We start from the raw sequence: 25,578 nt of genomic DNA, 5'->3' as shown, positions 1-25,578 counted from the left end.
CAATGGGCGCGGGAAATAAGAAGATGTCATCATCAGGCCCATATTGTTCAACAACTGATCACCGCGGTAAATAGGCAAGCGGGTCTACCGGCGTGCTACCCTGCCTTACCTCAAAATGTAAATGCGGACCGGTTGCCCTGCCGGTCTGCCCAACCCGGGCGATAACATCACCGGCACGCACCTTATCCCCCTTACGCACGAGGTTGCGCTGATTGTGGGCATAAGCCGTAAACAGGTTATTGCCGTGGCGGATAATCACCAGTTTACCATAACCGGAGAGCCGGGAGTCCGAATAGACCACCTCACCGCTGGCTGCAGCGTGTACTGCCGTCCCCTGCTTTGCGCCAATATCAATGCCGTCATGCATACGACTACCACGACGACCAAAGCGACTGGTCACCGTTCCTCTGACCGGCCATAGTAACTTTCCTTTTATACTTGCTGAGGCCTTGCGGTGCTGGGAGCGGCTTTGTGTTTTTTTAGCAACAGGCTTGGCATGCCTGACTTTCACCCTGCTACTGCGGGCAGACGAGTGCCGACGTTTTGTACTCGACACATGCCTGATCGTTCTGGCTACCGGACGATTGGACGCAACAGGTGCAACACGGTTGATATACAACTGCTGGCCGACATAAATTCGATAAGGGGCACGCAGGTGATTACGTGCGGCAATGCGGCGGTAACTCACACCAAATCGCTTGCCTATGCTGTAGAGCGTATCATTGGCACGCACGTGATATATCTGAGTCCTGCTGTTCGATACCGACCGGTCATGCAAAGCGGCCTTCTCAACACTGGTGCTGAAGCAACCGGACAGTGAAAACACCGCTACCAGCAGGTAGATAACGCGGCGAGCTACAACCACAACAGTGCAAACCCTCCGATCACGACCACAACTACAGCGACGGTCAACCATTCGAAATGGCGCTCCACCAGCGCCCGCAATGCATCACCACCCCAACGCAGAAGTGCTCCTTCCAGATAAAAGCGCGCACCTCTGGAGAGTAACGCTGCCACAATAAATGCCGGGAATGACAACCCGAATGCTCCGGCAGCAATCGTAATCACCTTGAACGGGATCGGCGAGAAACCGGCAATCAGGACAATGACAACACCATATTCTGCAAACAATTGCTGCACTTCGGCAAAGCGCTCCATAGCATGGTAAAACTCCAGCAGCGGCTGCGCGACAGCGACAAACAGAAACATACCGATGCCATAACCGATCACGGCCCCGACAACCGAGCCTGCAGTGGCAATGGATGCAAAACGCAATGCTTTTTGTGGCTTACCGAGCGCCAGCGCCAGCAACAGGATATCAGGTGGAATAGGGAAAACACTGGCTTCAATCATGGCAATCACAAACAACGCCCACGATGCCTGTGGATGCGTAGCCCAGGCCAGCGTCCAGTTATAACTGCGCCGCAGCCAGGAGGGTTTCATGATCACAGTCTGCTCAGAGATGATTCACTCCTTCCAACAATGGAACAAACGTACATGCATCAAAATACTCCTCCGACCAGCCGCGACCCAACTTCCGACGCCTGACCAGGCAGTGGTTGCCTCCCTCGCCTTCCGGCAACAGCAACAGTCCGCCCGGCTTTAACTGCTGCAACCATGCATCAGAGGCAAAGCCGCCTGCAGTGACAATGATCGCATCATAGGGGGCATATTCTTCCCAACCCAACAGACCATCGCCACATTTAAGCATTACATTAGCATGACGGGCTGCGCGCAGATTCTGCCTCGCCCTGTTGTGCAGCGCCTCAATGCGTTCGATACTGTACACACGGCGGCAGATGCGGGAGAGCACCGCCGTCTGATAGCCGCAACCCGTGCCGATTTCCAGCACCCGATCCGTCTCTTTCAATTCGAGCAGTTCCGTCATCCGGGCAACCATATAAGGCTGGGATATCGTCTGTCCGCAGCCGATAGGCAGGGCGCAGTCATGGTAGGCACGCGAAGCCAGCGCAGAATCGACAAACAGATGACGCGGCACCGAGGCCATAGCTGCCAGCACTTTCCCGTCATGAATACCACGTGCGACCAACTGATCATTTACCATGCGCTGGCGCGGCCGATCCATCGCCGACGATAATGGGGCTTGCCCGATCGCAGTGTTCACAGCGAGTAAACCTTGAAAAACAGTGATGAATGGTCGGAAACACTCGCGCCTGAAGGCAGCGGAGGCGTCAGGCAAGTGCGGCGGCGGTCCGCCGCCACGCAGTCGTGCCGGGCATAAACAAAGCAGCGCAATGCCGCTTTGAGAAAATGGTCGGGACGAGAGGATTCGAACCTCCGACCACACGGCCCCCAGCCGTGTGCGCTACCAGACTGCGCTACGTCCCGATTTATTGAGGCCGGAAGCATACGCAAAACAGTCGCGAATGTAAGTCCGGAAAGATGCACAAACAGTCGTGCAAAAAAGATCATGGCTACCATCGCGCCAGTCATGCCGTAGCCACGCACATCAAAACAGATTATCGCTGGGTCAGTCGAGTAGACTGAGGATGTCGTTCAATTCCTGCCTGATCTGAGTCAGTGTCGTGCGGGAATCCTTTTGTTCGACGATATCTTCCAGATCACCGTTTAACATACGCTTCTTGGCGCCGCGAATGGTGAAATTAAGATCATAAAGCAGATGTTTGATTTGCAGTACCGCATAAACATCCCTGTGGCGGTAAAAGCGTCGGTTACCCGTTCGTTTGACCGGTTTAATATGTTTAAACTCGGTCTCCCAATAGCGAAGCACGTGCGGTTCTATGCCACATACATCGCTGACTTCCCGAATCGAAAAAAAGAGTTTGTCCGGCAGTACAGGTACGGCCAGTCCGGCTTTTGCCAATGCCTGTTCTGTGCTCATTCTGTCGCCTCTGCCAGTTTATCTTTCAGCAAAGGGCTTGCACGGAATGTTACGACCGAACGCGGTTCAATAGTAATGTCGGTACCGGTCTTGGGATTACGCCCCCGACGGGCATGCTTCTCGCGCACCATAAAATGGCCAAAGCCCGAGACCTTGACATTCTCGCCGCGCTCAAGCGAATCGCGAATTACATCCAATACGGATTCAACAATCTCGGCAGATTCTTTTTTTGTCAGCCCGACACGTTCATGCACGATTCTGGCAATTTCAGCTTTCGTCACATCCCCTCACCTGTTGCCTGTCGATCCGGACTAAAACAAGTCACTTTCGACACTCGCTAGAAACAACGTATGAAGAGTAATAGAACCTGTTAATCTGTCAAAGGTTATTTGAAACATGATGCATCAGCCATACAAATGGCGTGAATTGATTCTTATTTCAGCGCTGAATCAGGCGTCCGTCATGCAGATACAATATTCTATCGCAACTACGGGCAAGCGCCATGCTGTGTGTGACCATAACAACCGCAGCATTCTCTTCCCTGCACAGAGCCTGCAGCAGCACAAACACCTCCTGCGCCGTATGCTCATCGAGGTTTCCCGTCGGCTCATCAGCCAGCAGCAGACGCGGACTGGTAACCAAAGCCCTGGCTACTGCTACCCGCTGCGCCTCTCCACCCGACAGGCGGGCGGGCACATGACTCTCTCGTGCGGCCAACCCCAAACGCGCGAGCAATGCGCTGGCACGCAGCTGTGCATCCTTCTCCGGCAAGCCCTGCACCAGCAGCGGCAGCGCAACATTTTCCAGTGCCGTTAACTCGGGAATCAGGTGGTGAGCCTGATAGACAAAGCCTATTTTCTCATTACGCAAGTGGGCCTGGCGGGTACTGCTCAATGATTCAATGGCTTCCCCGTCCAGCAGCATCTCGCCCCGATCCGGTCTCTCAAGCGTTCCCAGTATCTGCAACATCGTCGATTTACCGGAGCCCGATTCACCCACCACGGCAAGAAATTCACCTTCCGCCAGCTCAAATGCCAGCCCCTGCAGGATATGCAGCTCACCGGCCGGAGCAGAAAAACTCTTATGCAGATTGGTGACCTCTAACAGACAATCACTCCCGCCTGCAACTGGCGCACCCGCTGTAATCTCACTCATAACGCAAAGCCTCGGCCGGCGGCACGCTGGCCGCACGCCAGGCCGGATAGAAAGTTGCCAGGAAACCCATGACCAGACTGGCTATGATAATCGTGCTGACGGCAACCGGATCGATAACCGATGGCACGTGATCAATAAAGTAGACATCGGAAGACATAAACGTAACACCGGTCACGCTCTCCACCCACTCCAGCAGATCACTCAGCTTCCAGGCCAGTAGCAGTCCCAGACTCGCCCCCAGCAATGTACCGATACCACTGAGCAGACATCCCATCAGCAGGAACACCCGCATCACCGACGCATGCGTAGCCCCCACGGTTTTCAGGATTGCAATCTCCTTACGTCGCTCCATCACCACCATGACCAATGACGCCACCATATTGAAGACGGCCACCATGACAATCAGTGACAGAATAACACCCATGGCCACGCGCTCGGTTTTCAACGCCTTGAAGAACGAGCGATGACGATGTTGCCAATCGGTGACCCAGGCTCCGGCCGGCAACTGCTCGCGTGCCATCGCAGCCACGGCCGAAGCCTGATCCCTGTCCTTGAGGAACACTTCGATACCGGTGATGCCGTTACCCATCCGGTTGAGACGCTGCACGGCAGAGAGCGGCGTGATGATCATGCCGACGTCATATTCATAAAAACCCGAATCAAAGATACCGACCACATCAAACGCCCGCATCCGTGGCGTAGCCCCCGACGGGCTAATCCCGCCTGACGGCGACATCAGGCGCACCTTGTCACCAACCGTCAACCCCAGCTTATGAGCCAGATCCTTACCAATCACCACCTGGAACGGCGATTTGTCCGTCTTGATAAAGCGTCCCTGCACAACATGGTCGGCGATTTCACTACTGTTGGCGGGGTCCACACCTTTAAGAATCGCACCAACCGCACGTGTCCCGGCCGATGCCAGCACCTGTGTCGAGATGTAGGGAGCAACGCGGACCACCCCGTCCAGCCTGGACGCTGTATCCAGCCAGGCATGCCAACCGTGCAAAGACTCATCCGGCCCCTGAATATCCACATGCGAGGAGAAACCGAGTATTTTGTCTCTGATCTCAACAGCCGCACCATTCATCACCGAGAGCACCACAATCAGAGTCATCACGCCGATTGCAATACCGATACCGGAACTCCAGCTGATCAGTGAAACAAAGCGCTCGCTGCGCCTGGAGCGCAGGTAACGTCTGGCCAGCATCCATTCGTACGGTTTAAAAAGAGAACTTCTCAACGCTTCACCTCCGACGTATTGATCACAGATATGTGCATCAGGAGAGATAACGCAGGTAGAGATAGATATGAGCCATGCCGACTGTAACAAGCATCAGCCAGAAAGCGTGTTTCATAAACACCAAAAAGGAGATCGGATGTCCTGCCCGCTGGGCAAATCCGGCCACAATCAGGTTGGCCGAAGCACCAATCAGGGTTCCGTTACCGCCAAGACAGGCTCCAAGCGCCAGTGCCCACCATAATGGACGCAGGGCATCCGCTCCACCGAAACTGGGTCCCATGTCGTGAATCATCGGAATCATTGTTGCCACAAAAGGAATATTATCGATCAGGGCTGACGCCAATGCAGAGATCCATAAAACAGCGGCCACCGTGGCCGTGAAATCGCCACCTGTCATCGCCAGCGTCCGGTTTGCCAACCATGTAATCGCACCGGTATGTTCCACACCGGTCACCACAATAAACAGGCCGACAAAAAAGAATATGGTCGTCCACTCCACCTCTGCCATGATTCCTTCAAAGGCATGATCCTTATCCTTCAGCGGCGCCCCCCATGTCTGCATCAACAGCAGCACTGCGGCACCGGCCATGGCAATAGATGCCGGCTCCAGGTGAAAGTAATGCGCGAAGGTAAAACCGCCTATCACCAGCCCCAGCACCGAAAGGCATTTTTTGAGCAAAACCACATCCTTGATCGCTTCGTTCTCATTGAACGCCATAATCAGCTGGCGATGCTCTTCACTGGCCTTCAAGTCCCGTCCGAACATCAGCCAGATCATCAAAATAGTAACCAGAAATACCACCGGAATAACCGGCGTCAGATTGATCAGAAAATCATAGAAACTCAGATGCGCCGCAGAACCGATCATGATATTCGGCGGATCACCAATCAGTGTCGCTGTACCCCCGATGTTGGAGGCCAGTATCTGACTAAACAGATAGGGATAGGGACGCACGCCCAGCGCATCGGTAATCAGCAGTGTCACCGGCGCGATCAGCAGTACCGTCGTCACATTATCCAGAAAGGCTGAAAACACGGCTGTGACCGTAGCCAGCATTACCAATACTCCCCACGGCTTGCCCTTGACGGACTTGGCGGCGCGGATAGCAACATATTGGAACATGCCGGTCTTTTGACTAATGGCTACAATCACCATCATACCGGTTAGCAGGCCGATGGTATTAAAGTCCACCCCGGCAACAGCCTGCTCCTGAGTCAAGACGCCACCGAGAATCATCATGCCGGCTCCCAGCAGGGATAATACGGCACGGTTAAACTTTTCAAGCATGACCACAGCATAAACCAGCAGCAGAACGGAAACAGCCAGCCACAAGGGATCCATACCAAAGATTACGCTGTGATGCACAGCAGCCTCAGGCATCACTCTGCCGCCATTGATCACCCATATTCGACAATTCATCGAGAATATCGCCGGCAGAAATAATTCCGAGCAGGCGACCACCCTTCTCGACAACCAGCGCATATTCATGTTTACCGAATGCGATGAGCGCCGCGGCCACACTGAGCAATGACTCCTGTGGCCCGACAGTCAGACACTCTGTTTCCATGATCTCTGCAACTGTTTGAGCGGAGACCGTAATATGGTGCTTGTGCAGCAAACCGATATCCGGTGCGTACGGTATCGCGTTCAGATCACCGCTGACGATATAATCCGGAACAATATGCCCGAGCACTGAAAAGGTAGAGAGCACGCCTTGTACAACGCCGTCTGCATCGACAACCGGCAGCATACGCAGACTCAGGCTTCGCATGCGCCTGAACACGACGCCGACAGGCTCATCAATCGTACAGGTTTGCGGCTGCTCAAACATAATCTTCGATGCAATCATGCCACCCTCTCCCACTTCGGCATAGCTGCCGCTTTACTGCTCAGGACGCATATGCGGAAACAACAACACATCGCGAATCGAGTGCTGCCCGGTCAACATCATAACCAACCGGTCCACACCAATACCCACCCCTGCTGCCGGCGGCATACCGAACTCCAGCGCACGCAAAAAATCCTCATCCACGCCCGAGGCTTCAGCGTCACCGGCGGCCTTGGCCTGCGCCTGCGCCACCAGACGACCACGCTGATCATCCGGATCATTCAATTCGGAAAAACCGTTTGCCATTTCTCTTCCTGCCACAAACAGCTCAAAGCGATCGGTCACTGTTGCATCATCATTACTGCGCCGGGCCAATGGCGAAACATCAACCGGATAATGGGTAATAAATGTCGGCTGCAACAATTCCGGCTCAACCAACTCCTCGAACAACGCCAGCAGGTAGTGCCCCGCCTTCCAGGTAATCAACGGTTTAAAATCCGGAATCACCTGCATACAGACCGTAGCCAGCAGAGCCTTGTCGTTGGCATGACCGCGCAGATCCGGACGCCTGTCAAACACGGACTCATCCAGCCTTACGCGTTTAAATGGCTGAGTCAGATTGATATCCACGCCTTCCCACTCAACCTGTTCACAGCCAAGCGTGGTAGCAATAGAGCGCATCAACCCTTCGGTCGTATCCATCGCATCATTGAAATCAGCATAGGCCTGATAAAACTCGACCATGGTAAATTCCGGGTTATGCGTGGCATCCGACCCCTCATTACGGAAGTTGCGATTCATCTCAAACACGCGCTCAAAGCCGCCGACCAGCAGCCGCTTCAGATACAACTCCGGTGCAATGCGCAGGAACAGTTCCATATTCAATGCATTGTGGTGAGTGGAAAACGGCCTGGCCGCAGCCCCGCCCGCCTCCGGCTGCAGCATCGGTGTTTCCACCTCAATAAAGCCCCGCTCTTCGAGCCCCTGACGCAATAGTGACACGATACGCGAGCGCTGGCGGAATGTATCCCGGGATTCAGGCGTCACCATCAGATCAACATAGCGCTGACGATAACGGGTTTCGACATCGCTGAGTCCGTGCCACTTCTCAGGCAACGGCCGTAAACACTTGCTGACCGTTTCGATATGAGTCACACGAATAGAGAGCTCGCCCGCACGCGTGCGGAAAAGCGTGCCTTCGGCACCAATGATATCACCCAGATCCCACTTGCGGGTCGGATTATAGACATCTGCACCCAGCACATCCCTGTTCAGAAACAACTGGATCTGGCCGCTGCCATCCTGTAATTTGACAAAACTGGACTTGCCCATGACCCGGTGCGCCATCATACGCCCGGCCACACGCATCGGGTCGGTATACTGCTCAAGCGTTTGATCATCCATGTCGTCAAAACGCGCATGGATGTCAACGCACTGATGATCGCTACGCCATGTATTCGGATAGGCTGAGCCTGCCTCCCGCATGGCGGCAAGTTTGCCACGCCGGACAACGATCTGCTCGCTGACAACCGGCTCGCTTGCGCCGGCCACAGGGCCGGCTTGCTCTACAACAGTTTTACTCATACTTGAACTTACCCGCGGCTTTGCAGGTCGAGATCGGAAAAGAAGAAGGCGATTTCAATGGCAGCATTCTCTTCGGAGTCGGAACCGTGGACGGCATTGGCATCAATCGAGTCAGCATGATCGGCGCGGATCGTGCCTGGCTCAGCTTCCTTCGGATTGGTCGCACCCATCAGCTGGCGATTGAGAACAACAGCATTCTGTCCTTCCAGCACCATGGCCAGAATCGGACCTGAGCTCATAAAGGCGCACAGATCATTATAAAACGGACGACCTTCATGCACGGCATAAAAGCGACCTGCTTCAGCTGCACTCAGATGGGTCATTCTGGTTCCGATAACGGAGAGACCATTCTCTTCAAAGCGGCGAATAATATCACCGATAACATTTTTACCGACTGCGTCGGGCTTGATAATAGAAAGTGTACGTTGAACTGGCATTTAATGAATCCCCCTTTTCACACAGCTTCCCGCTGCGGGAGCGGCACTCTACAGATGGGCATGATAACTTCCAAGCTACAGAATCCGGCTTGTATAAGAATACGCATGCGAACCAATTAATATCGGCAACTCATTGAGAAAGTTTAACCCTGTTAGCGGCAAGGAATGATTGTCACCGGCGTAGTGGAAATAGCGTCCCCGGGAAGCGGTTTGATATATTTCTCTATCTTCCACAAACTAAATCGCTATTATGCGCGACACTTTTAAACTCTGAGGTTCACCTTATGTCACGCAATTTGCGCAATATCGCCATCATCGCCCACGTTGATCACGGCAAAACCACACTGGTCGACGAGCTACTCAAGCAGTCCGGCACACTCGATGCACGAGAAGATGCTGTCACCTGCATGATGGACTCCAATGTGCTCGAAAAAGAGCGCGGCATTACCATTACGGCAAAAAACACCGCTATCCGCTACGGCGATAATACACTGATCAACATCATCGACACCCCTGGCCATGCCGACTTCGGCGGCGAGGTAGAACGTGTACTGAACATGGTTGACGGCGTGGTGTTGCTGGTGGATGCCCGTGAAGGCCCGATGCCGCAGACCAAATTTGTCACCTCCAAGGCACTGGCGCTGGGCCTGAAGCCGATTGTTGTAATCAACAAAATTGACCGTGAAGGTTCTGATCCTGATTCTGTAGTCGATCTCACCTTCGATCTGTTCGCATCTCTTGGTGCGACCGATGAACAGCTGGAGTTCCCTGTTGTTTATGCTTCCGCCAAAAACGGTTATGCCATGATGAACCTCGGCGAAGAGTCCGACAACATGACCTGCCTGTTTGACACCATCATCAACCATGTTGATGCACCACACGGTGACCCGGAGCACCCGCTGCAGATGCTGGCCACCACGCTCGACTGGGACGAATACATCGGCCGTATCGTGATCGGTCGTGTTGCCAACGGTCGTATCAAAACCGGCCAGGATATCACCGTTGTCCACGCCGACTCCTCACAGGAGAACTTCAAGATCACCAAGCTGCTCGGCTTTCTTGGCATGCACCGCACGGAGATCACCGAAGCCGAAGCCGGCGATATTATCGCTGTTGCCGGTATCGAACATATCAATATCGGTGAAACCATTGCCTCCAAAGAGGATCCGATTGCCCTGCCGGTTATCCATGTGGATGAACCGACATTGTCGATGGAGTTGCATGTTAACAACTCCCCTCTGGCCGGCACCGAAGGCAAGCTGATCACAACCCGTCAGATTCGTGACCGCCTGATGCGTGAGATCCGCACCAATGTGGCCATGCGTGTTGAAGAGACCGACTCCGCCGATATCTACAAGGTATCCGGTCGCGGCGAGCTGCATATCGGCATCCTGCTGGAAACCATGCGTCGCGAAGGCTTTGAAATGGCGGTATCTCGTCCGACCGTTATTGTTCGTACCATTGATGGCGTCAAACAGGAACCATATGAGCACGTCACCGTGGATGTGGAATCTGAATATCAGGGTTCTGTCATTGAAAAGCTGGGCAAACGCGGCGCAGAGATGACCTCAATGGAAACCGATGCAGACGGCTCCACCCGCATTGAGTTCATGTCCCCTACCCGCAGTCTGATCGGTTACACCTCTGAATTCCTCACCGACACGCGCGGCACCGGTATTATGCATCATGTATTCCACTCTTATGGTCCGTATGTCGGCGCCCTGCCGGGTCGCACCAATGGCGTGCTGATCTCCATGGAAAATGGTGAATCTGTTGCCTTCGCTTTGTGGAAACTGCAGGAGCGCGGCAAGATGTTCATCGGTTCCGGTGAGAAGCTGTATGAAGGCATGATCATCGGCATCAACAGCCGTGATACCGACATGACCGTCAACCCGATCAAGGAGAAGAAACTCTCCAACGTACGCGCATCGGGCAAGGATGAAGCCATTGATCTGGTTCCACCTCTGAAATTGACGCTAGAGCGCGCTATCGAGTTCATCGCAGACGATGAGCTGGTGGAGATCACGCCGAAATCGATCCGCCTGCGCAAACGGCACCTGAAAGAGAACGAGCGTAAACGCAGCACCCCACGCGCGTCATAAATCAAAAAGGCAGGCCATGATGGCCTGCCTTTTTTCTTTCCCGCTCCGTATAATAATATCCAGAACAGTACGCTCTTCACCTGAGACTATTACTACTTCGTTACAGGCGTTATAGCTTCAGCCCGCTTATTCACTGCCATCGCCACGGCGAATTCCCATCAATTCGGCCTGGATAAATGCATCGATATCACCGTCCAGAAAGGCCTGCGTATTGCCTGTTTCCATACCTGTTCTGAGATCCTTGATGCGCGACTGATCCAGCACATAGGAGCGAATCTGATGGCCCCAGCCGATATCGGTCTTGCCATCTTCTATTTCCTGTTTCTCGGCATTGCGCAGGTTCAGTTCATGCTCATACAGACGCGCCTTGAGCATGCTCCAGGCCGCAGCCCTGTTTTTATGCTGTGAGCGGTCATTCTGACACTGCACGACAATATTGGTCGGAACATGCGTCAAACGAACGGCCGAATCGGTTTTATTGATGTGCTGACCACCAGCGCCGGAGGCGCGATAGGTATCGGTACGTACGTCACTCGGATCGATATCGATTTCAATATCTTTCTCAATATCCGGATAAGCAAATACCGAAGCAAATGAGGTGTGACGGCGATTACCTGAATCATAGGGCGACTTGCGCACCAGCCTGTGAACCCCGACTTCGGCTTTCAGGAAGCCATAGGCATACTCACCCTTGATCGATACGGTGGCGGACTTGATGCCGGCCTCTTCGCCAGCCGTACACTCCATCAACTCGGTTTTGAAGCCTTTACGCTCAGCCCAGCGTAGATACATGCGCAGCAGCATCTCAGCCCAGTCCTGCGCTTCGGTACCGCCGGAACCGGCATTAATATCAAGAAATGCCGACTCGGCATCTGTTTCTCCACCCAGCATACGGGCCAGCTCCAGCGCCTCGAGTTCAGCCTGCACACTATCGAGCGTCTCTACCGCTTCCATCTGGGTATCGGGATCGCTCTCTTCCGCACCCATCTCAAACAGTGTCAGCGCATCATCCAGCGCCTCAGTCGAATTATGAAAGGTTTGCAAGGTCCGCTCTATGCGGGTTTTTTCCTGCATCAGTTTCTGGGCCTCTTCCGGCCTGTCCCACAATGTGGGATCTTCAATACGGGCGTTTAACTCGCGCAGCTCTTCTTCTCTGGCATCAACGTCAAAGTGACCTCCGCATCGAGTCCAGTCGGCTGTTATAATCTTCCAGCCGTGTTCTGAATCCTGCAATCCGGTCTTCAATGCTCATCACTATACTCCATCACCTGTTTCGAAAGAAGCTGGAAGGTACATATTCAACGTTCCAAATCAACCCGCAGGGTTTAAAAAAACAAAAAAAGAGCTGCCTTCTGGCAGCTCTTTTGGTTTGCAGGTAGAACCTTAAGCTTTAGAAGAGGCGACCAATCTTCGGCAGATCGCCAACCAGAGGCCTGACGTAATCAAGCCATGCCTCGGTCACATCATTACTCTCGGCATTGATGTACTCATCCTTCAAAGAAGTCGCTTCACGGGCCACCGTTGAGAGCGGCGTCATAAAACATTCACTCTTATACGGAACACTGGAGAGGCGGCGAATAGCCACGGAGCCCGGTTCACCAGTAGCCACAGCCTGACTGACGCCGAATGCGCCGACCATGCGTGCCTCGCTGGCATCCACTTCGGATACGACAGTCGGAAAACTGCGCTGCAGATAACCGAAGGTATCGGCACGTACGCGCACGCTTTCACCGGCATAAGCCTCCTTAACCTTGGTAGAGAGGAAGTCACCCAGCGCGCCGGTTCCGGAAAGCTGCAGATTACCGTGGCTGTCACGCTCACCACTGGTCATCACCGGGTGCCCGTCTGCATCGGTAATACCTTCAGATACCGCCACCACACAACGGCCGTATTTAGCCACGACCGCCTTCACATCAGACTGGAATCGGGCCACATCAAATGCCCGCTCCGGCACATAAATCAGATGCGGACCATCGCCTTCTGCCTGCCTGGCCAGTGCGGAAGCCGCTGTCAGAAAACCGGCATCGCGGCCCATGACAACATTGATCTTGATGCCCGACAATGCGGCGTTATCACGATCGTCACCTATAAAGGCCAGCGCCACAAAACGGGCTGCCGAAGCAAAGCCGGGGCAGTGGTCGGTTACTCTCAGGTCATTATCGATGGTCTTGGGAATATGCACGGTACAGAAGTCGTAGTTCGCTTCTCTGGCCATTTCAGCAATGATATGAGCCGTTTCAGCCGAATCATTGCCGCCGATATAAAAGAAGAATCGCACATCGTGTTTTTTGAACACTTCAAATACGCGCTCGCACTCTGCCTTGCCCGGCTTCAGGCGTACCGACCCAAGTCCTGCTGCCGGCGTATTGGCCACACGCTCCAGCTCTTCATCACTCTGGGTCGTCAGATCAATGAAGTCCTCGTTCATAATACCGGCGATACCGTGATGTGCGCCGAGGATACCGGTAATTTCACCGTGCTGACGCGCTTCAATAATTGCGCCTACCAGCGACTGATTGATAACAGAAGTAGGACCACCGGATTGGCCGATCACCATTTTACCTTTCAATACCATTTCAATCTCCCGTGAATAGTTTTCGACATGATAGCGGAAGCGGCAAGCAACTGCACAGGGGAAAGCTGCGCCCTGTGGCAAAACATGAGGTATTCAGGATTCGCTTATAACAGTGTCACTGATCAGGTATTCTCTTACCACGTCACCGCCAATCAGATGCTGCTGGATAATGCGCTCCAGCACCTCAGGCGAACAGGAGTGGTACCACACGCCTTGTGGATACACGACCGCAATCGGCCCCTTATAACAGATACGCAGACAGTTCACCTTGCTACGATAAACCCCCTGCTTCGTCAGCCCCAGATCATCCAGACGGAACTTGAGGAACTCCCATGCCTCCGTGCCGGCCTCATGGCTGCAGCACTTTGGCTTGCTCTGGTCGCAGCAAAGAAAGATATGATGTTTGATCTGTCCGATGCCCAGATTCTCGATTTGAGCGCGCAAGATATCATCCATGGAGAAACCTGATGTAGAGGTACACTAGTTGTCGGGGTAAGCAAGCGGGTCTTGCCTGCCCAGTTGTTCAAAGCCCTGACGTCGGTAATAGCAGGAGTCACAGTGGCCACACGGGGAGCCGCCCGGCAAGGGGTCATAGCAGGAGCGGGTCAATCCATAATCCAGCCCCAGATCCAGCCCCAGCTCGATAATTTCCGCTTTGCCCAGTTGAATCAACGGCGCAGCGATCTGCAGATCCCCCCCTTCACTACCCGCTTTCGTACCCAGCAGCGCTGTACGTACGAAAGCATCAAGGAACTCCTGCCGGCAATCCGGATAACCGGAATAATCGACAACATTGGCACCAATAACCAGTCGCGTAGCACAAACCGCTTCGGCAAGACCGGCTGCCAGAGAGAGGAAGATCAGATTACGGGCCGGCACATAGGTCGATGGAATGCCTGCATGACCAGCTTCATCCTTGGGTACCGGCGTGGCGGAGGTGAGTGCGGAGTGACCTATCGCACGCAGATCCACACTGATAACACGGTGATCCGTCACACCGAACGAATGCGCTATGGCAGCCGATGCATCCAGTTCAATCCGGTGACGCTGGCCATAATCAAAAGCGACCGTATGACATTGCCAACCCATCTTCCTGACCGCCCATGCCAGCGCCGTGCTTGAGTCCAGACCGCCGGAGAGCAGTACAACAGCATGCGTAACACCTGTACTCATACGCCTGTCGCCTCCGCACCCCAAATCACTTTATGCAACTGCAATTGTAAACGAGCAGGCAACCGGTCATCAAGCATCCACTGACACAACTCTTCAGCCTTCAGAGACCCCCAGGCGGCGGAAAGCAGGACAGGCACATCGCCCTGCCCCAATCGGTGCTGCTCAATCATTGCAGCGGCCCATTGGTAGTCGGCACGGCTGGTCAGCACCATTTTTATCTCATCACCGGCACACAAGCAGGAGAGGTTATCCAGTCGATTTCGCTCGGCCTCACCGCTACCGGGTGTTTTCAGATCAACAATCCTGCGCACCCCGACCGGCAGACTTGCCAGCGGGTAAGCACCTGATGTTTCCAACTGCACCTCGCATCCCAGCGCTAACAACTCACTCAGCAGCTCGGAGCAATGTCGCTGAGCCAGTGGCTCACCGCCGGTTACAAGCACCAGCGGGCGATTACGTTTTTGTACATCCGTTACGATATCGTCAATCTGCATCCACTCACCGCTGTCGAACGGAATCGCCTGCGGCGTATCGCAGTAGGTACAACGCAACGGACAGCCGGCCAAACGAATAAATGTACAGGCCATGCCGGCCAATGTACTTTCACCCTGGATGCTGTCATAAATCTCGTGAATGCGAAGGCGATGCCCCGACTTGTTGATGGTTATTGTCCGCTCTCCGTAGCCGGATGTTCCAGAGCATTAAGGGCGGCCCGTGCCTGCTCAGCCATATCTGAATCAGCATGTTCCTGGATCAGTCGCTTGTAATATTCAATTGCTCGCGCCGGTTGCTTGTTATCTACGGATATCTGCGCCATTTTAAACAGCGCCGCCGCATGCTTGACGCTGCTCGGATAGTGATCAACCACATATTTAAATGCATTAAGGGCCTTGGCGCCATCATTTTGAGCCAGGCGGGTTTCACCGAGCCAGTACCATGCCTGATCAGAGTATTCACCCTTCGGATACAAATCCAACTGCTTATTGAAGCCGTTCGCCGCTTCATCGTAACGCCCGCTCTTCAGGGCCAGATAGGCTGCGGTATAAGCATTCTTTTCGGCATCAGCCTGAGCAGCCGTATCTACTACCGGCTGGGGGGGAGGGGCGACATCCACGGGTGCTGCTGCTACCGGTTGGGCAGGATGTTTTTTTACTGTAGTGACACGTGTGTGTGCAGGTGATGGTGTATGTGCAGATGATGACCGGGGTTTCCTCGCTTGCTTGCGCTGAAGACCCTCAATCTGGGCAGAAAGAGCCTGAATCTGCGCCTGCTGTAACTGATACTCCTGATTCAATGCTTCAAGTGCATCCATTCTGGTTGTCAGTGAGGCAACCTCTGCAGCCTGTAAGCGGTTAAAATCAGCCAAACGCTGCTGTTCTGACTGTATATCGTGAATGGATTGGGTGAACGTCGGTTTATCCTGATCCCAACTTGCCTTTTTGTTATCAGTGGCACAGGCAGTCAGAAAAAACAGGCACAATAGAAAGACGGCCGCAGGCAATGCCTGCAGCCGTCTGATCATCTGTACTGCTGAAAAATCAGCGGCTAACAATGTCGCCGCGACGATTCTGGGCCCAGCAAGCTTCGCCGGTACCCTTGCATACAGGGCGCTCTTCACCGAATGAAACGGTATCGATACGACCGGCAGCAATGCCGTTGGCAGTCAGGTAATCACGCACGCTATCGGCACGACGCTGACCCAGCGCCAGATTATATTCGCGGCTGCCACGCTCATCACAGTTGCCTTCAATAGTGATGTTCTCGCTATTGTTGGCATTAAGCCATGCTGCATAGCCATCCAGTGTTGCCCGGGCTGAAGCATCCAGTGCTGAGCTGTCAAACGCAAAATAAACAGCATTGGTAGAAGGCTTGGTCACACTGGTAGTAGTAGTCACCACCGGCTGCACAACCTGTGCCTGCGGAGCAGGCTTGGCTTCAGGTGCCACTTCCATTTTTTTGGAGCAACCAGCAAACAGCAGAGCTGCCGCTGCCAGGGCCACCATAAAAATCTGTTTCGTCGAACGCGTTGAGTCCATATTCATATTCTCCCTCTAAGTGAGTCTGGTAAGCGTATAGTGACAGAACCGCATAACCAGTCAACTGTTTCGCTCTATCCTGCAACTGTCATACTGACCAACCCCGATGACGGCACCCTCTGTATTTTTAGTGACGTGACCAGGCCGGGTCAGATGCATCAATGGCTGGCGACGTCACAGCCTCGGGAGTACCACCCCAGGATGGCACCCGATACAGGCGCCGGATACCATGCTCCTCTGCTGAATAGAGCAGCATCTGCCCATTACTTGACCAGCTGGGAGACTCAACCCGTTTCCCCGTCGCAAGGTAACGGATATCCGTACCGTCCGGCTTCACTGTTGCCACGGCAAACGACCAGTTTTTCAGTGAAATCATGGCAATTCTGTCACCTGTCGGAGACCATGCCGGTGACGTATTATATGTTCCGCTCGTACTGACAAGCTGGGCGCGGCCTCCACTTAATGGCTTACGATAGATCTGCGGCTTTCCGGACCGGTTACTGACAAACGCAATCCATTTGCCATCCGGCGACCAGGTCGGCGTGGTATCAATCGCATGGCCGTGGGTAAACGCACGCCATGTGCCTTTTTTTACATCATATATATGGATATTGATATCATTCTTGTCGGACAGTGTCGCCGCAACATATCGACCGTCAGGAGAGAATTCCGGCGTGCTGTTCAGACCTTTAAATTCACCAAAAGCCTTGCGACTACCCGTGCGTAAATTAAAAAACTCCAGCCGGGGGTGATTACCGACATAGGTATTGAGTGCAACCTCATTGCCATCGGGTGACCAGTCAGGCGAAAGCAACAGGGTAAAGTTTTTTCCCACCACCTGCCTGTTCGCTCCATCCTGATCCATATAGACCAGATCGGAGAGATCCCCATGCTTGGTCACATAGAGCACATGTGAGGTGAAGTAACCCGGAATCCCCAAAGCCGCCTGGTAAATCTGGTCCGCCACCCGGTGCGCCAATACGCGCAAGCCAGGCTTGCTCCCCTCCAGCACCAGAGAAAGCAATTGTTTGCCGCGGAATGGATCATATACATGTACATCCGCCTGCAACACACCATTTACCGTACGAAGCTTGCAGATAGCCAGAATATCCGCGCCTATAAGCCGCCAGTCACCGTAATCCACACTGGCTGGAGCGCTATCCGGACTGACCAGAAAGGCCATCGGGTCAATCGGCTTGAAAGACTGGCTGGACGCCAGATCATGACTGACGACCTGACGCACCATCGTTCTGTCACCGGGAGCATCTGCTTCACCTTCAACCAGCAACGCCACCTGAAGCGGTCGGTAATCAGATTGGTAGATATCAAAATCGGCAGCCGAAACATGGCTGGCAGTAGCCAGAAACAGTAGGAGAAAAGCAAAAACACGCATGGCAGCTTTCTACCGCCCCCTGAAGAGCAAAACAAGCCCAGCAACGACTAAATCATTGCCGGGCTTGTAAAAAACTTAGTGGCTGGCCATATCCTGCTCCGGATTGGCGCTGATATTATGCACAGACAGATCCGCACCATGATATTCATCTTCCTCGGAGAGACGAATACCCAGCATGGCCCTGACAAGACCATAAATAACAAAACCGGCCACCAGGGCAATACTCACGCCGGTCAGCGTGCCGACCAATTGAGCCATAAAGGTGACGCCGCCAGCCCCGCCGAGCGAACTCTGGCCGAAGATGCCGGCAGCGATACCGCCCCACAGCCCCGCACCTCCGTGCAACGGAATCACGCCCAGCACGTCATCTATTTTCAGCCGGGTTTGAACAAATTGAAAACCGTAAACAAAGCATGCACCGGCCACCAGACCGATCACCAGCGCACTGACAGGATGCACAATATCAGAGCCTGCACAGATAGCGACCAGACCGGCCAGCGCACCATTATGCACAAAACCCGGATCATTTTTGCCTGCAACCAGCGCCGCCAACAAGCCGCCGACCATAGCCAGCAGTGAATTTATCGCCACCAGACCCGATGCCCCCTCGACATTACCTGCACTCATCACATTGAATCCGAACCAGCCGACACAGAGAATCCATGAACCGAGTGCCAGAAAGGGAATATTCGACGGCAGAATTGCCACCACACGTCCGTCTTTCGTATAACGCCCCTTGCGAGCCCCCAGCAGAACAACGGCACCAACAGCCAGAAATCCGCCCATACTGTGCACGACAACCGAACCGGCGAAATCATGGAAAGGAGCGCCGAATGTTGCTTCCAGCCACCCCTGATAACCCATGTTTCCACCCCAGATCAGCCCCTCATAAAATGGGTAAATGAGAGAAACAATGATCAACGTCGCCAGAGCATTGGGCCAAAAACGAACCCTCTCGGTGATGCCGCCGGAAATAATCGCGGGGATAGCTGCTGCAAACGTCAGCAGAAAGAAGAAGTGAACCATTTCGTAACCGTTGGTTTTTCCGCCAAGAATATTCAATTCGGAAACCGGCACGAAAAAATTAATACCATAGGCCACGGAAAAACCGACAAAGAAATAAGCAATCGTGGAAAAACCAAAATCAGTAATAACCCTGACCAGAGCATTTACCTGATTCTTTTTGCGTACTGTTCCCGCCTCCAGAAAGGCAAAACCTGCATGCATTGCCAGCACCATGGCCGCTCCCATGGTGAGAAAAAAAACATCCAGTCCCGCTGTATTCATTGTGGCATCCCCCTCCCCTGATTCCTGTTCACCTCGACGGTTTCTCCGGTAACCGACAGACTATCAACACATCGTTGCAACGCCCGTCAAAGTCGGATGATGGCACTCTTTTACAGGTCACCAACACTATGAACAGTGGCCGCGACACTAGCGGCTATCCACTTACGAATACAGAGAGATTTCACTCATGCCCGAAGCAGCAGGACTCAAAGCAGTAACGCTACGACCTACTATTGAGCAACTGCTCCAGCATGCTCTGCTGCGATGCCAGTATCCGGTTATTAATCTGGGCCTGAAGAATCCCCCCCTGCTTTTCCAGCCCTCCCATCACCGCCAACTTCTCATCAATCAGCCTGCTTGCGTAATCAAAGGGCATCTTCATCCTTGCCGCAAGCGATGGGATACCACTGATCTCTGACACATCCAGCTCCGCCTCAATAGCCTCAAACAGCTTCAGCAGATTGCACACATCGACATACTTTTTCTGATAGTCCATCTCCTCGGTCGTTGTCAGCAGGGCCAGCCTGCCGCACTCCCGAGCCATGCTATCCCAGCCTGTCCTTTCCACAGCATCATTATTCAGCATACGGATCAACTGCTCCATATCAAGGGATAGTCCCTCCAAAGCACTACTATTTTGTATCTGATCATAGGTCTTCATCACCCGCCCGGCCAATGCCATTAAATTCCTGAGCGAATAGAGAGAGTGGCGAATTTCAAAACGCCCATGATTGCCTGCGTGTACACTCGGACACATGACAAAACGCCCGCTTAAACAGGGGTGCACATCGATAGAGCCATACAGCTTGAACGTAGAGTGGCAAACACCTTCGGCAAACACCTCCCTGCCGACCATCTTTCTGACTTGCGGCAGCTGCAACGGCTCGTCAGCAACAGTGACGTTAAATGCAATGGCCGGTGCAAACAGGTCCTCCTGCTCCCAATCAATGGGCTCAGCCAGCCAGTCATCGGCCTCCCCTTTCAATGCATCATCAGGCGCCATCCAGACACCGAAAAAATAGTAATAATCTGATGCAAGCGAATCATCCTGTAGTGAGATCAGTACTGTGGCCGTCTGATCATTCAGGTGCGTGTCGAAAACCATCAGGTCATTTTGCCAGTTAATCGTTGCATCCTGGCTACCCAGCAGTGACAGAACACTGATACAGTTACCGACAAACATCTCCTTACCCATCAACGCTTTATCAAATGCCCACACATGTCCGCACAGCGGCAGTTTATTAGGCTCGAGTATTCTGTCGTTAAGTGATAGCGCATGTAATAAAACTGACTGACTCATTTTCGCCTCCATTCTTCGTGGCTCCCGGGGCACTACACAGCCAGAATTGCCCTTGCCAATATTACCTCAAAGAGATCACGCCTTACACCGGACAATGACCTTTCCAGCCAACGCTGTCATAAAATATAATGACCTGCACCGGATGAGCCATATGAATGTTGGTGCACCCATCATAAAAAACGGAGCGGGAATAACTCCCGCTCCGCTTCCGCTGTAATAGGACATGGCTTTCGATCTGCCGGATGGAATGTATTTTCCATGTCCTGTTACAATAGTGATACCGGAGAGATACCCCTCCTTCAAACGCTTACTCGTAAACCTGCTCTCCGTGCTGGGTGATATCGAGGCCTTCGCGCTCTTCATCATGCTCAACACGCAGACCGATGATGACATCAATAATCTTCAGGATCACAAATGTTACTACAGCACAGTAAGCGATAGTCGCACCAATGGCTTCAAGCTGAACGATCACCTGTGAACCGATCGTCATACCCTCGGCAAGACCTGCACCGCCAAAGCTGGAAGAGACGAAGACGCCGGTCAGCAATGCACCGACAATACCGCCAATACCATGCACGCCAAAGGCGTCCAGAGAGTCATCATAGCCCAGCTTGCGTTTCAGCGAAGCAACAGCCCAGAAGCAGATCAGACCTGCAGCCAGACCGATAGCCAGAGCACCCATAGGGCCAACAAAACCGGAAGCAGGTGTAATGGCAACCAGGCCAGCTACAGCACCGGAACATGCGCCCAGCAGACTTGGCTTCTTGAACACCACCCACTCGGCAAAGGTCCATGCCAGCACAGCCATCGCTGTTGCTACCTGCGTGACCAGCATAGCCATGCCCGCAGCACCATCAGCAGCCAGCTCGGAACCGGCATTGAAACCGAACCAACCAACCCACAGCATCGAAGTACCAATCAGGGTATAGGTCAGGTTATGTGGCAGCATCGGCTCTTTCGGATATCCGATACGTTTGCCCAGCACCAGCGCACAGACAAGCCCTGCAACACCAGCATTAATATGTACCACGGTACCACCCGCAAAGTCCAGTGCTCCGGCATCGCTCAGGAAGCCGCCGCCCCATACCCAGTGGGTAATCGGAGCATATACGGCCAGCACCCAGGCACCGGTGAACAGCAGCACTGCTGAAAACTTCATTCTCTCGGCAAAAGCACCAATAATCAGTACCGGTGTAATAATGGCAAAAGTCATCTGGAACGTAGCGAACACTGTTTCAGGAATGGTCCCTGAAAGGGTATCCACACCGATACCTGAGAAAAAGGCCTTGGATAAATCGCCGATAAAATTATTGCCCTCGCCAAAGGCCAGCGAATAACCGCAAACTACCCAAAGTATGCTCATCAACGCTGCGATCGAAAGAGACTGCATTGCCACCGACAGTACATTCTTCTTGCGCACCATACCGCCGTAAAACAGCGCCAGACCCGGCAGTGTCATCAGTAGCACCAGCACCGTGGATGTCAGCATCCAGGCTGTGTCACCTGAGTTCAACGTGTCTTCGGCCATAGCCATACCCGGTGCAAGCAACGCAACCGGAAGCATCAAACCGATTTTTGAAATTATATGTTTCATTCGGATCTCCCTTTTACTCAATTTAGTGCGTCTGCATCGGATTCACCGGTGCGAATACGAACAACTTTCTCGACATTCGATACGAATATCTTGCCATCTCCGACCTTTCCGGAGCGTGCCGACTCAACGATGGCTGCAATAGCACCATCTACATGATCGTCTTCCACCACGATCATCAATTCTGTCTTGGGGACAAAGTCGACATTATATTCGGCACCACGATACAGTTCGGTATGCCCCTTCTGGCGGCCATGGCCGCGTACTTCTGTCACAGTCAGGCCTGAAATACCTGCCCCGGCCAGGGCCTCTTTTACATCATCAAGCTTGAACGGCTTGATGATGGCTCTGATCATTTTCATAAGCTTCTCCTTATCTCAAGTTTTAATTCATCCAGGTTAATAGTGAGGGGCGAATATCCCTCCCCCACCCCTCACTTTCAGCCGGGGAGCTGCAGCATAATATCAGTAGCTAAGGCTCAGGCCGGCTACGACTTCAGGCTTGACCGCCACGCCATAGATGTAGCGCTCGCCGTCCGTCTGCTTCTTGCCAACCGGCATCGTACCGGTCAGTGAGGCGGTCAGGGTTGCGTCGCCGACTGTGACATCCTTGCTCATGCCAAGCGTGACCAGATTAAAGCCATCCTTGTACATGTTCACGGTTCCGGCCAATGGACGGTTGATCGAATCTTTTTTCCAGCGTGCGTAGGAAACCGAGCCGGAGAAGTCCAGGCCGGCATAGGATGTCGACAGGCCAAGATCCACCCAGGTATCACCCGACAGGAAAGCCTTGTTCTGGGACTGACCGATTGTGTAGTAAACCTTTGCCGACGGAGAAACGATCGCGTCATAGGAGAGTGATGCATAGCCTTCGGCATAGTTCGAGGCCGAGTCATACAGGTAGGTGTACTGCACCGCACCCAGTGAGTAACCAACACCACCGACGGAACCCGAATAATCCAGCCCGAAGTCAAATTCTACCGTATCGCGACCAGCAAACTGCGGAGCAGGCGACGGATAGGCGTTCGAGAACCAGGTCGATACGGTAAAACCGCCATAACCGAGGTTAAGGTCACCCTGCACCGCCGGTTTGCCCGTCGTCTGTGTCACGCCACGGAATACATACTGGCTCATGACGCCGATATCTCCCGAGAAACTAGGGCCGGAAGACTCCTCTGCCTGAGCAGCGGTAGCGGTCATTCCCATCATACCTGCCATCATCATAGTAATATAATATCTCTTTAATTTCATAATTCACATCCTTGTAATAGTTTAGACAGCGAACGTCTTGCCATTGTATAAGCAGCGCACATGCCAACGTGCCAACTTTAATAAACACATTATATATCAAGTACTTATGAAATTAACCCTGAATCAGCCACGCACTAAATGCTTAAAATATAAGCAGCAACTGCTATTGTTTAAGCATCGAGTATCATAGCTTGAGCAACGAGGTGTTTCAGAAGATGCGCGGGGATAAGATTGCATTGCGTGATTTCAAACCATATCCCCGTTAGGCTTTGGCCGACTACGGCACAACAAGGATTGTACACATGCATATAGATTTCACACTCGCCCCCTGGGGCATGGCTTTTGCCGGACTGATGTATGTACTCGGTAACGGCACATGGACTAATCACCTGGCCAGACGTAATGCGTGGCTGGGCTGGTTGATGTGGTCCGTTTCGGCCGCAGCAATCATTATTCTGGGAGCAGTGGTAAGTCACCATCTCGGCAACAAAGCTGATGTGTCGACAATCCTTGGATCGATGAACAAGGAGAACTACTGGATCATCCTTACCCTGTATGCCTTGATGTCTATTCCCGGCGCAGCTGCTGTACTGTTTCGCCAGACCCTGTCATGGACACGACTGGGTCTGCTTGCTACCGCTCTGATTGTATTTATTCCGCTGGGTGCCCAGTTACATGATCCGAATGACGCACGTCTCGGCATCAGTATCGGCATGACACTGGCGATCTGCGGATTGATGTGGGTGTGGTCAATTATGCTCGACCACGATCCGGAACATCACAGAAAAACCGTGCCCGTGGATGAGATGGCCAAATGAAAAACCCGGGCGCTGTAGCCGCCACACTGGTCGAGGCACTACCCTACCTGCAACGATTCTCCGATCAGACCATTGTCATCAAATATGGCGGGCACGCTATGGTAGAAGAGGATCTAAAAGCCAGCTTCGCCACCGACATTACCTTGTTGAAACAGGTCGGAATTAACCCTGTCATCATCCATGGCGGCGGTCCGCAAATTGGCCAGTTACTCAAGAAGATAGGAAAACAGGCCGAATTCATAGACGGCATGCGAGTGACCGACAGCGAAACCATGGACATCGTTGAAATGGTTCTGGCCGGCCTGGTCAACAAGGAGATCGTTGCCAACATCAACAGGGCAGGCGGTAAAGCTGTCGGCCTCTCCGGCAAGGATGGCGGCCTGATCTGTGCGCGCAAACTGAAAATCGAACGCAATGCACCGGAACTGGATGTGCCGGAAATTATCGATCTGGGGCATGTCGGATATGTCCACTCCGTACACACCGACATCCTCACGCTGCTGGATCGGGATCGCTTTATTCCAGTGATTGCACCGGTAGGTTATCACAAGGCTGATGGACAGAGTTATAATATCAATGCTGATCTGGTAGCCGGCGCCATTGCCAAGAAGCTGGGCGCTGCAAAACTGATCCTGCTCACCGATGTATCCGGCGTTCTGGATCAGGATAAACAGCTCTGCTCATCGCTGACCCCGTCACAAACAACCGATATGATTACCGACGGCACCATTGCCGGAGGCATGATTCCCAAGGTTCAGTGTTGTCTGGATGCAGTAGCTGCTGGCGTCTCACAGGCGCACATTATCGATGGCCGCGTGCCTCACGCACTGCTGCTGGAGATACTCACCGATGCAGGCGTAGGCACGGTCTTCTCCGACAACTAGATACAACCCGGCACCTACTTACGACCAGCGCAATCAGTACAAAAAACGCACGCGATGA

Annotated in this window: 27 protein-coding genes and 1 tRNA gene; 3 read left to right on the top strand and 25 right to left on the bottom strand. The window is 53.3% G+C overall.

What is annotated here, in order from left to right; genetic code table 11:
• Positions 1-58 precede the first annotated feature (58 nt).
• The 12 genes from SPV1_RS07600 to ndk all read right to left on the bottom strand — a co-directional run bounded on the left by SPV1_RS07600 (position 59) and on the right by ndk (position 9,111).
• Complete coding sequence (locus SPV1_RS07600) at positions 59-865, bottom strand: LysM peptidoglycan-binding domain-containing M23 family metallopeptidase (RefSeq protein WP_009850564.1); 807 nt, start codon at positions 863-865, stop codon at positions 59-61.
• Positions 856-1,443, bottom strand: coding sequence for a YqaA family protein (locus SPV1_RS07595; RefSeq protein WP_009850563.1), 588 nt, complete (start codon positions 1,441-1,443; stop codon positions 856-858). Before SPV1_RS07595 ends, SPV1_RS07600 begins: the two co-directional genes overlap by 10 nt.
• A gap of 13 nt (positions 1,444-1,456) precedes the next feature.
• Positions 1,457-2,086 (bottom strand): protein-L-isoaspartate(D-aspartate) O-methyltransferase, encoded by a 630-nt coding sequence (locus tag SPV1_RS07590; RefSeq protein WP_009850562.1) that lies wholly within the window; start codon positions 2,084-2,086, stop codon positions 1,457-1,459.
• Positions 2,087-2,272: 186 nt separating this feature from the next.
• Positions 2,273-2,349 (bottom strand) — tRNA-Pro (locus SPV1_RS07585).
• A gap of 142 nt (positions 2,350-2,491) precedes the next feature.
• Positions 2,492-2,863, bottom strand: a complete 372-nt coding sequence (locus tag SPV1_RS07580; protein ID WP_009850561.1) for a MerR family transcriptional regulator — start codon at positions 2,861-2,863, stop codon at positions 2,492-2,494.
• Positions 2,860-3,144, bottom strand: coding sequence for an integration host factor subunit alpha (locus tag SPV1_RS07575; RefSeq protein ID WP_009850560.1), 285 nt, complete (start codon positions 3,142-3,144; stop codon positions 2,860-2,862). Before SPV1_RS07575 ends, SPV1_RS07580 begins: the two co-directional genes overlap by 4 nt.
• Positions 3,145-3,301: 157 nt before the next feature.
• The gene (locus SPV1_RS07570; protein WP_009850559.1) at positions 3,302-4,018 is read right to left on the bottom strand and encodes an ABC transporter ATP-binding protein; all 717 of its coding nucleotides are present in this window, start codon (positions 4,016-4,018) and stop codon (positions 3,302-3,304) included.
• The gene (locus SPV1_RS07565) at positions 4,011-5,261 is read right to left on the bottom strand and encodes a lipoprotein-releasing ABC transporter permease subunit (RefSeq protein ID WP_231288341.1); all 1,251 of its coding nucleotides are present in this window, start codon (positions 5,259-5,261) and stop codon (positions 4,011-4,013) included. The genes SPV1_RS07570 and SPV1_RS07565 overlap by 8 nt, the downstream gene beginning before the upstream one ends.
• A gap of 37 nt (positions 5,262-5,298) precedes the next feature.
• A complete protein-coding gene (locus SPV1_RS07560; protein WP_009850557.1) occupies positions 5,299-6,642 on the bottom strand; it encodes an ArsB/NhaD family transporter in 1,344 nt (447 codons plus the stop codon).
• Positions 6,635-7,111 carry a CBS domain-containing protein gene (locus tag SPV1_RS07555; RefSeq protein WP_009850556.1) on the bottom strand — a complete coding sequence of 159 codons (477 nt, stop codon included), beginning with the start codon at positions 7,109-7,111 and terminating at the stop codon, positions 6,635-6,637. The genes SPV1_RS07560 and SPV1_RS07555 overlap by 8 nt, the downstream gene beginning before the upstream one ends.
• A gap of 33 nt (positions 7,112-7,144) precedes the next feature.
• Positions 7,145-8,674, bottom strand: a complete 1,530-nt coding sequence (gene lysS / locus SPV1_RS07550) for a lysine--tRNA ligase (RefSeq protein ID WP_009850555.1) — start codon at positions 8,672-8,674, stop codon at positions 7,145-7,147.
• 8 nt (positions 8,675-8,682) lie between these two features.
• Complete coding sequence (ndk, locus tag SPV1_RS07545) at positions 8,683-9,111, bottom strand: nucleoside-diphosphate kinase (RefSeq protein ID WP_009850554.1); 429 nt, start codon at positions 9,109-9,111, stop codon at positions 8,683-8,685.
• Between the two features lie 284 nt (positions 9,112-9,395).
• Between ndk and typA the strand changes: the two genes are divergently transcribed.
• The gene (typA, locus tag SPV1_RS07540; protein ID WP_009850553.1) at positions 9,396-11,213 is read left to right on the top strand and encodes a translational GTPase TypA; all 1,818 of its coding nucleotides are present in this window, start codon (positions 9,396-9,398) and stop codon (positions 11,211-11,213) included.
• A 126-nt stretch (positions 11,214-11,339) separates the two neighbouring features.
• Here the strand turns inward: typA and prfB are convergent.
• The 13 genes from prfB to SPV1_RS07475 form a co-directional block, all read right to left on the bottom strand.
• Positions 11,340-12,465 (bottom strand): peptide chain release factor 2 gene (gene prfB, locus SPV1_RS07535; RefSeq protein WP_196795113.1). Its coding sequence is split into 2 segments (ribosomal slippage): positions 11,340-12,389 and positions 12,391-12,465, totalling 1,125 coding nucleotides; the frame shifts between segments, so codons are not numbered across the junction.
• A 138-nt stretch (positions 12,466-12,603) separates the two neighbouring features.
• On the bottom strand, positions 12,604-13,788 hold the full coding sequence (locus tag SPV1_RS07530; RefSeq protein WP_009850551.1) for a 6-phosphofructokinase: 1,185 nt from the start codon (positions 13,786-13,788) through the stop codon (positions 12,604-12,606).
• Positions 13,789-13,881: 93 nt separating this feature from the next.
• On the bottom strand, positions 13,882-14,244 hold the full coding sequence (locus tag SPV1_RS07525; RefSeq protein WP_009850550.1) for a (2Fe-2S) ferredoxin domain-containing protein: 363 nt from the start codon (positions 14,242-14,244) through the stop codon (positions 13,882-13,884).
• 24 nt (positions 14,245-14,268) lie between these two features.
• Positions 14,269-14,961, bottom strand: coding sequence for a 7-cyano-7-deazaguanine synthase QueC (gene queC / locus SPV1_RS07520; RefSeq protein ID WP_009850549.1), 693 nt, complete (start codon positions 14,959-14,961; stop codon positions 14,269-14,271).
• Positions 14,958-15,548, bottom strand: a complete 591-nt coding sequence (locus SPV1_RS07515; RefSeq protein WP_009850548.1) for a radical SAM protein — start codon at positions 15,546-15,548, stop codon at positions 14,958-14,960. Before SPV1_RS07515 ends, queC begins: the two co-directional genes overlap by 4 nt.
• A gap of 77 nt (positions 15,549-15,625) precedes the next feature.
• Positions 15,626-16,483, bottom strand: coding sequence for a tetratricopeptide repeat protein (locus tag SPV1_RS07510; RefSeq protein ID WP_009850547.1), 858 nt, complete (start codon positions 16,481-16,483; stop codon positions 15,626-15,628).
• 16 nt (positions 16,484-16,499) lie between these two features.
• The gene (gene pal / locus SPV1_RS07505; protein WP_009850546.1) at positions 16,500-17,003 is read right to left on the bottom strand and encodes a peptidoglycan-associated lipoprotein Pal; all 504 of its coding nucleotides are present in this window, start codon (positions 17,001-17,003) and stop codon (positions 16,500-16,502) included.
• A 121-nt stretch (positions 17,004-17,124) separates the two neighbouring features.
• A complete protein-coding gene (gene tolB / locus SPV1_RS07500) occupies positions 17,125-18,390 on the bottom strand; it encodes a Tol-Pal system beta propeller repeat protein TolB (protein ID WP_009850545.1) in 1,266 nt (421 codons plus the stop codon).
• A 75-nt stretch (positions 18,391-18,465) separates the two neighbouring features.
• Entirely contained in the window at positions 18,466-19,677 is a 1,212-nt protein-coding gene (locus SPV1_RS07495; protein WP_009850544.1) for an ammonium transporter, read from the bottom strand.
• Between the two features lie 220 nt (positions 19,678-19,897).
• Positions 19,898-20,977 (bottom strand): hypothetical protein, encoded by a 1,080-nt coding sequence (locus tag SPV1_RS07490; RefSeq protein ID WP_152909247.1) that lies wholly within the window; start codon positions 20,975-20,977, stop codon positions 19,898-19,900.
• A 307-nt stretch (positions 20,978-21,284) separates the two neighbouring features.
• Complete coding sequence (locus SPV1_RS07485) at positions 21,285-22,571, bottom strand: ammonium transporter (protein WP_009850542.1); 1,287 nt, start codon at positions 22,569-22,571, stop codon at positions 21,285-21,287.
• Between the two features lie 17 nt (positions 22,572-22,588).
• Entirely contained in the window at positions 22,589-22,930 is a 342-nt protein-coding gene (locus SPV1_RS07480) for a P-II family nitrogen regulator (RefSeq protein WP_009850541.1), read from the bottom strand.
• Between the two features lie 102 nt (positions 22,931-23,032).
• Positions 23,033-23,818 carry a TorF family putative porin gene (locus tag SPV1_RS07475; protein ID WP_040881741.1) on the bottom strand — a complete coding sequence of 262 codons (786 nt, stop codon included), beginning with the start codon at positions 23,816-23,818 and terminating at the stop codon, positions 23,033-23,035.
• Between the two features lie 302 nt (positions 23,819-24,120).
• Here SPV1_RS07475 and SPV1_RS07470 point away from each other — a divergent pair, with 302 nt between their 5' ends.
• Both SPV1_RS07470 and argB read left to right on the top strand, forming a co-directional pair.
• Entirely contained in the window at positions 24,121-24,636 is a 516-nt protein-coding gene (locus tag SPV1_RS07470) for a hypothetical protein (protein WP_009850539.1), read from the top strand.
• Complete coding sequence (gene argB / locus SPV1_RS07465; protein ID WP_009850538.1) at positions 24,633-25,520, top strand: acetylglutamate kinase; 888 nt, start codon at positions 24,633-24,635, stop codon at positions 25,518-25,520. Before SPV1_RS07470 ends, argB begins: the two co-directional genes overlap by 4 nt.
• Positions 25,521-25,578 lie beyond the last annotated feature (58 nt).

The sequence above is a fragment of the Mariprofundus ferrooxydans PV-1 genome, assembly GCF_000153765.1.
GTDB lineage: Bacteria > Pseudomonadota > Zetaproteobacteria > Mariprofundales > Mariprofundaceae > Mariprofundus > Mariprofundus ferrooxydans.
The sequence above is the reverse complement of the archived record's forward strand: the minus strand, read 5'-3'. Positions and strand labels throughout refer to the sequence as shown.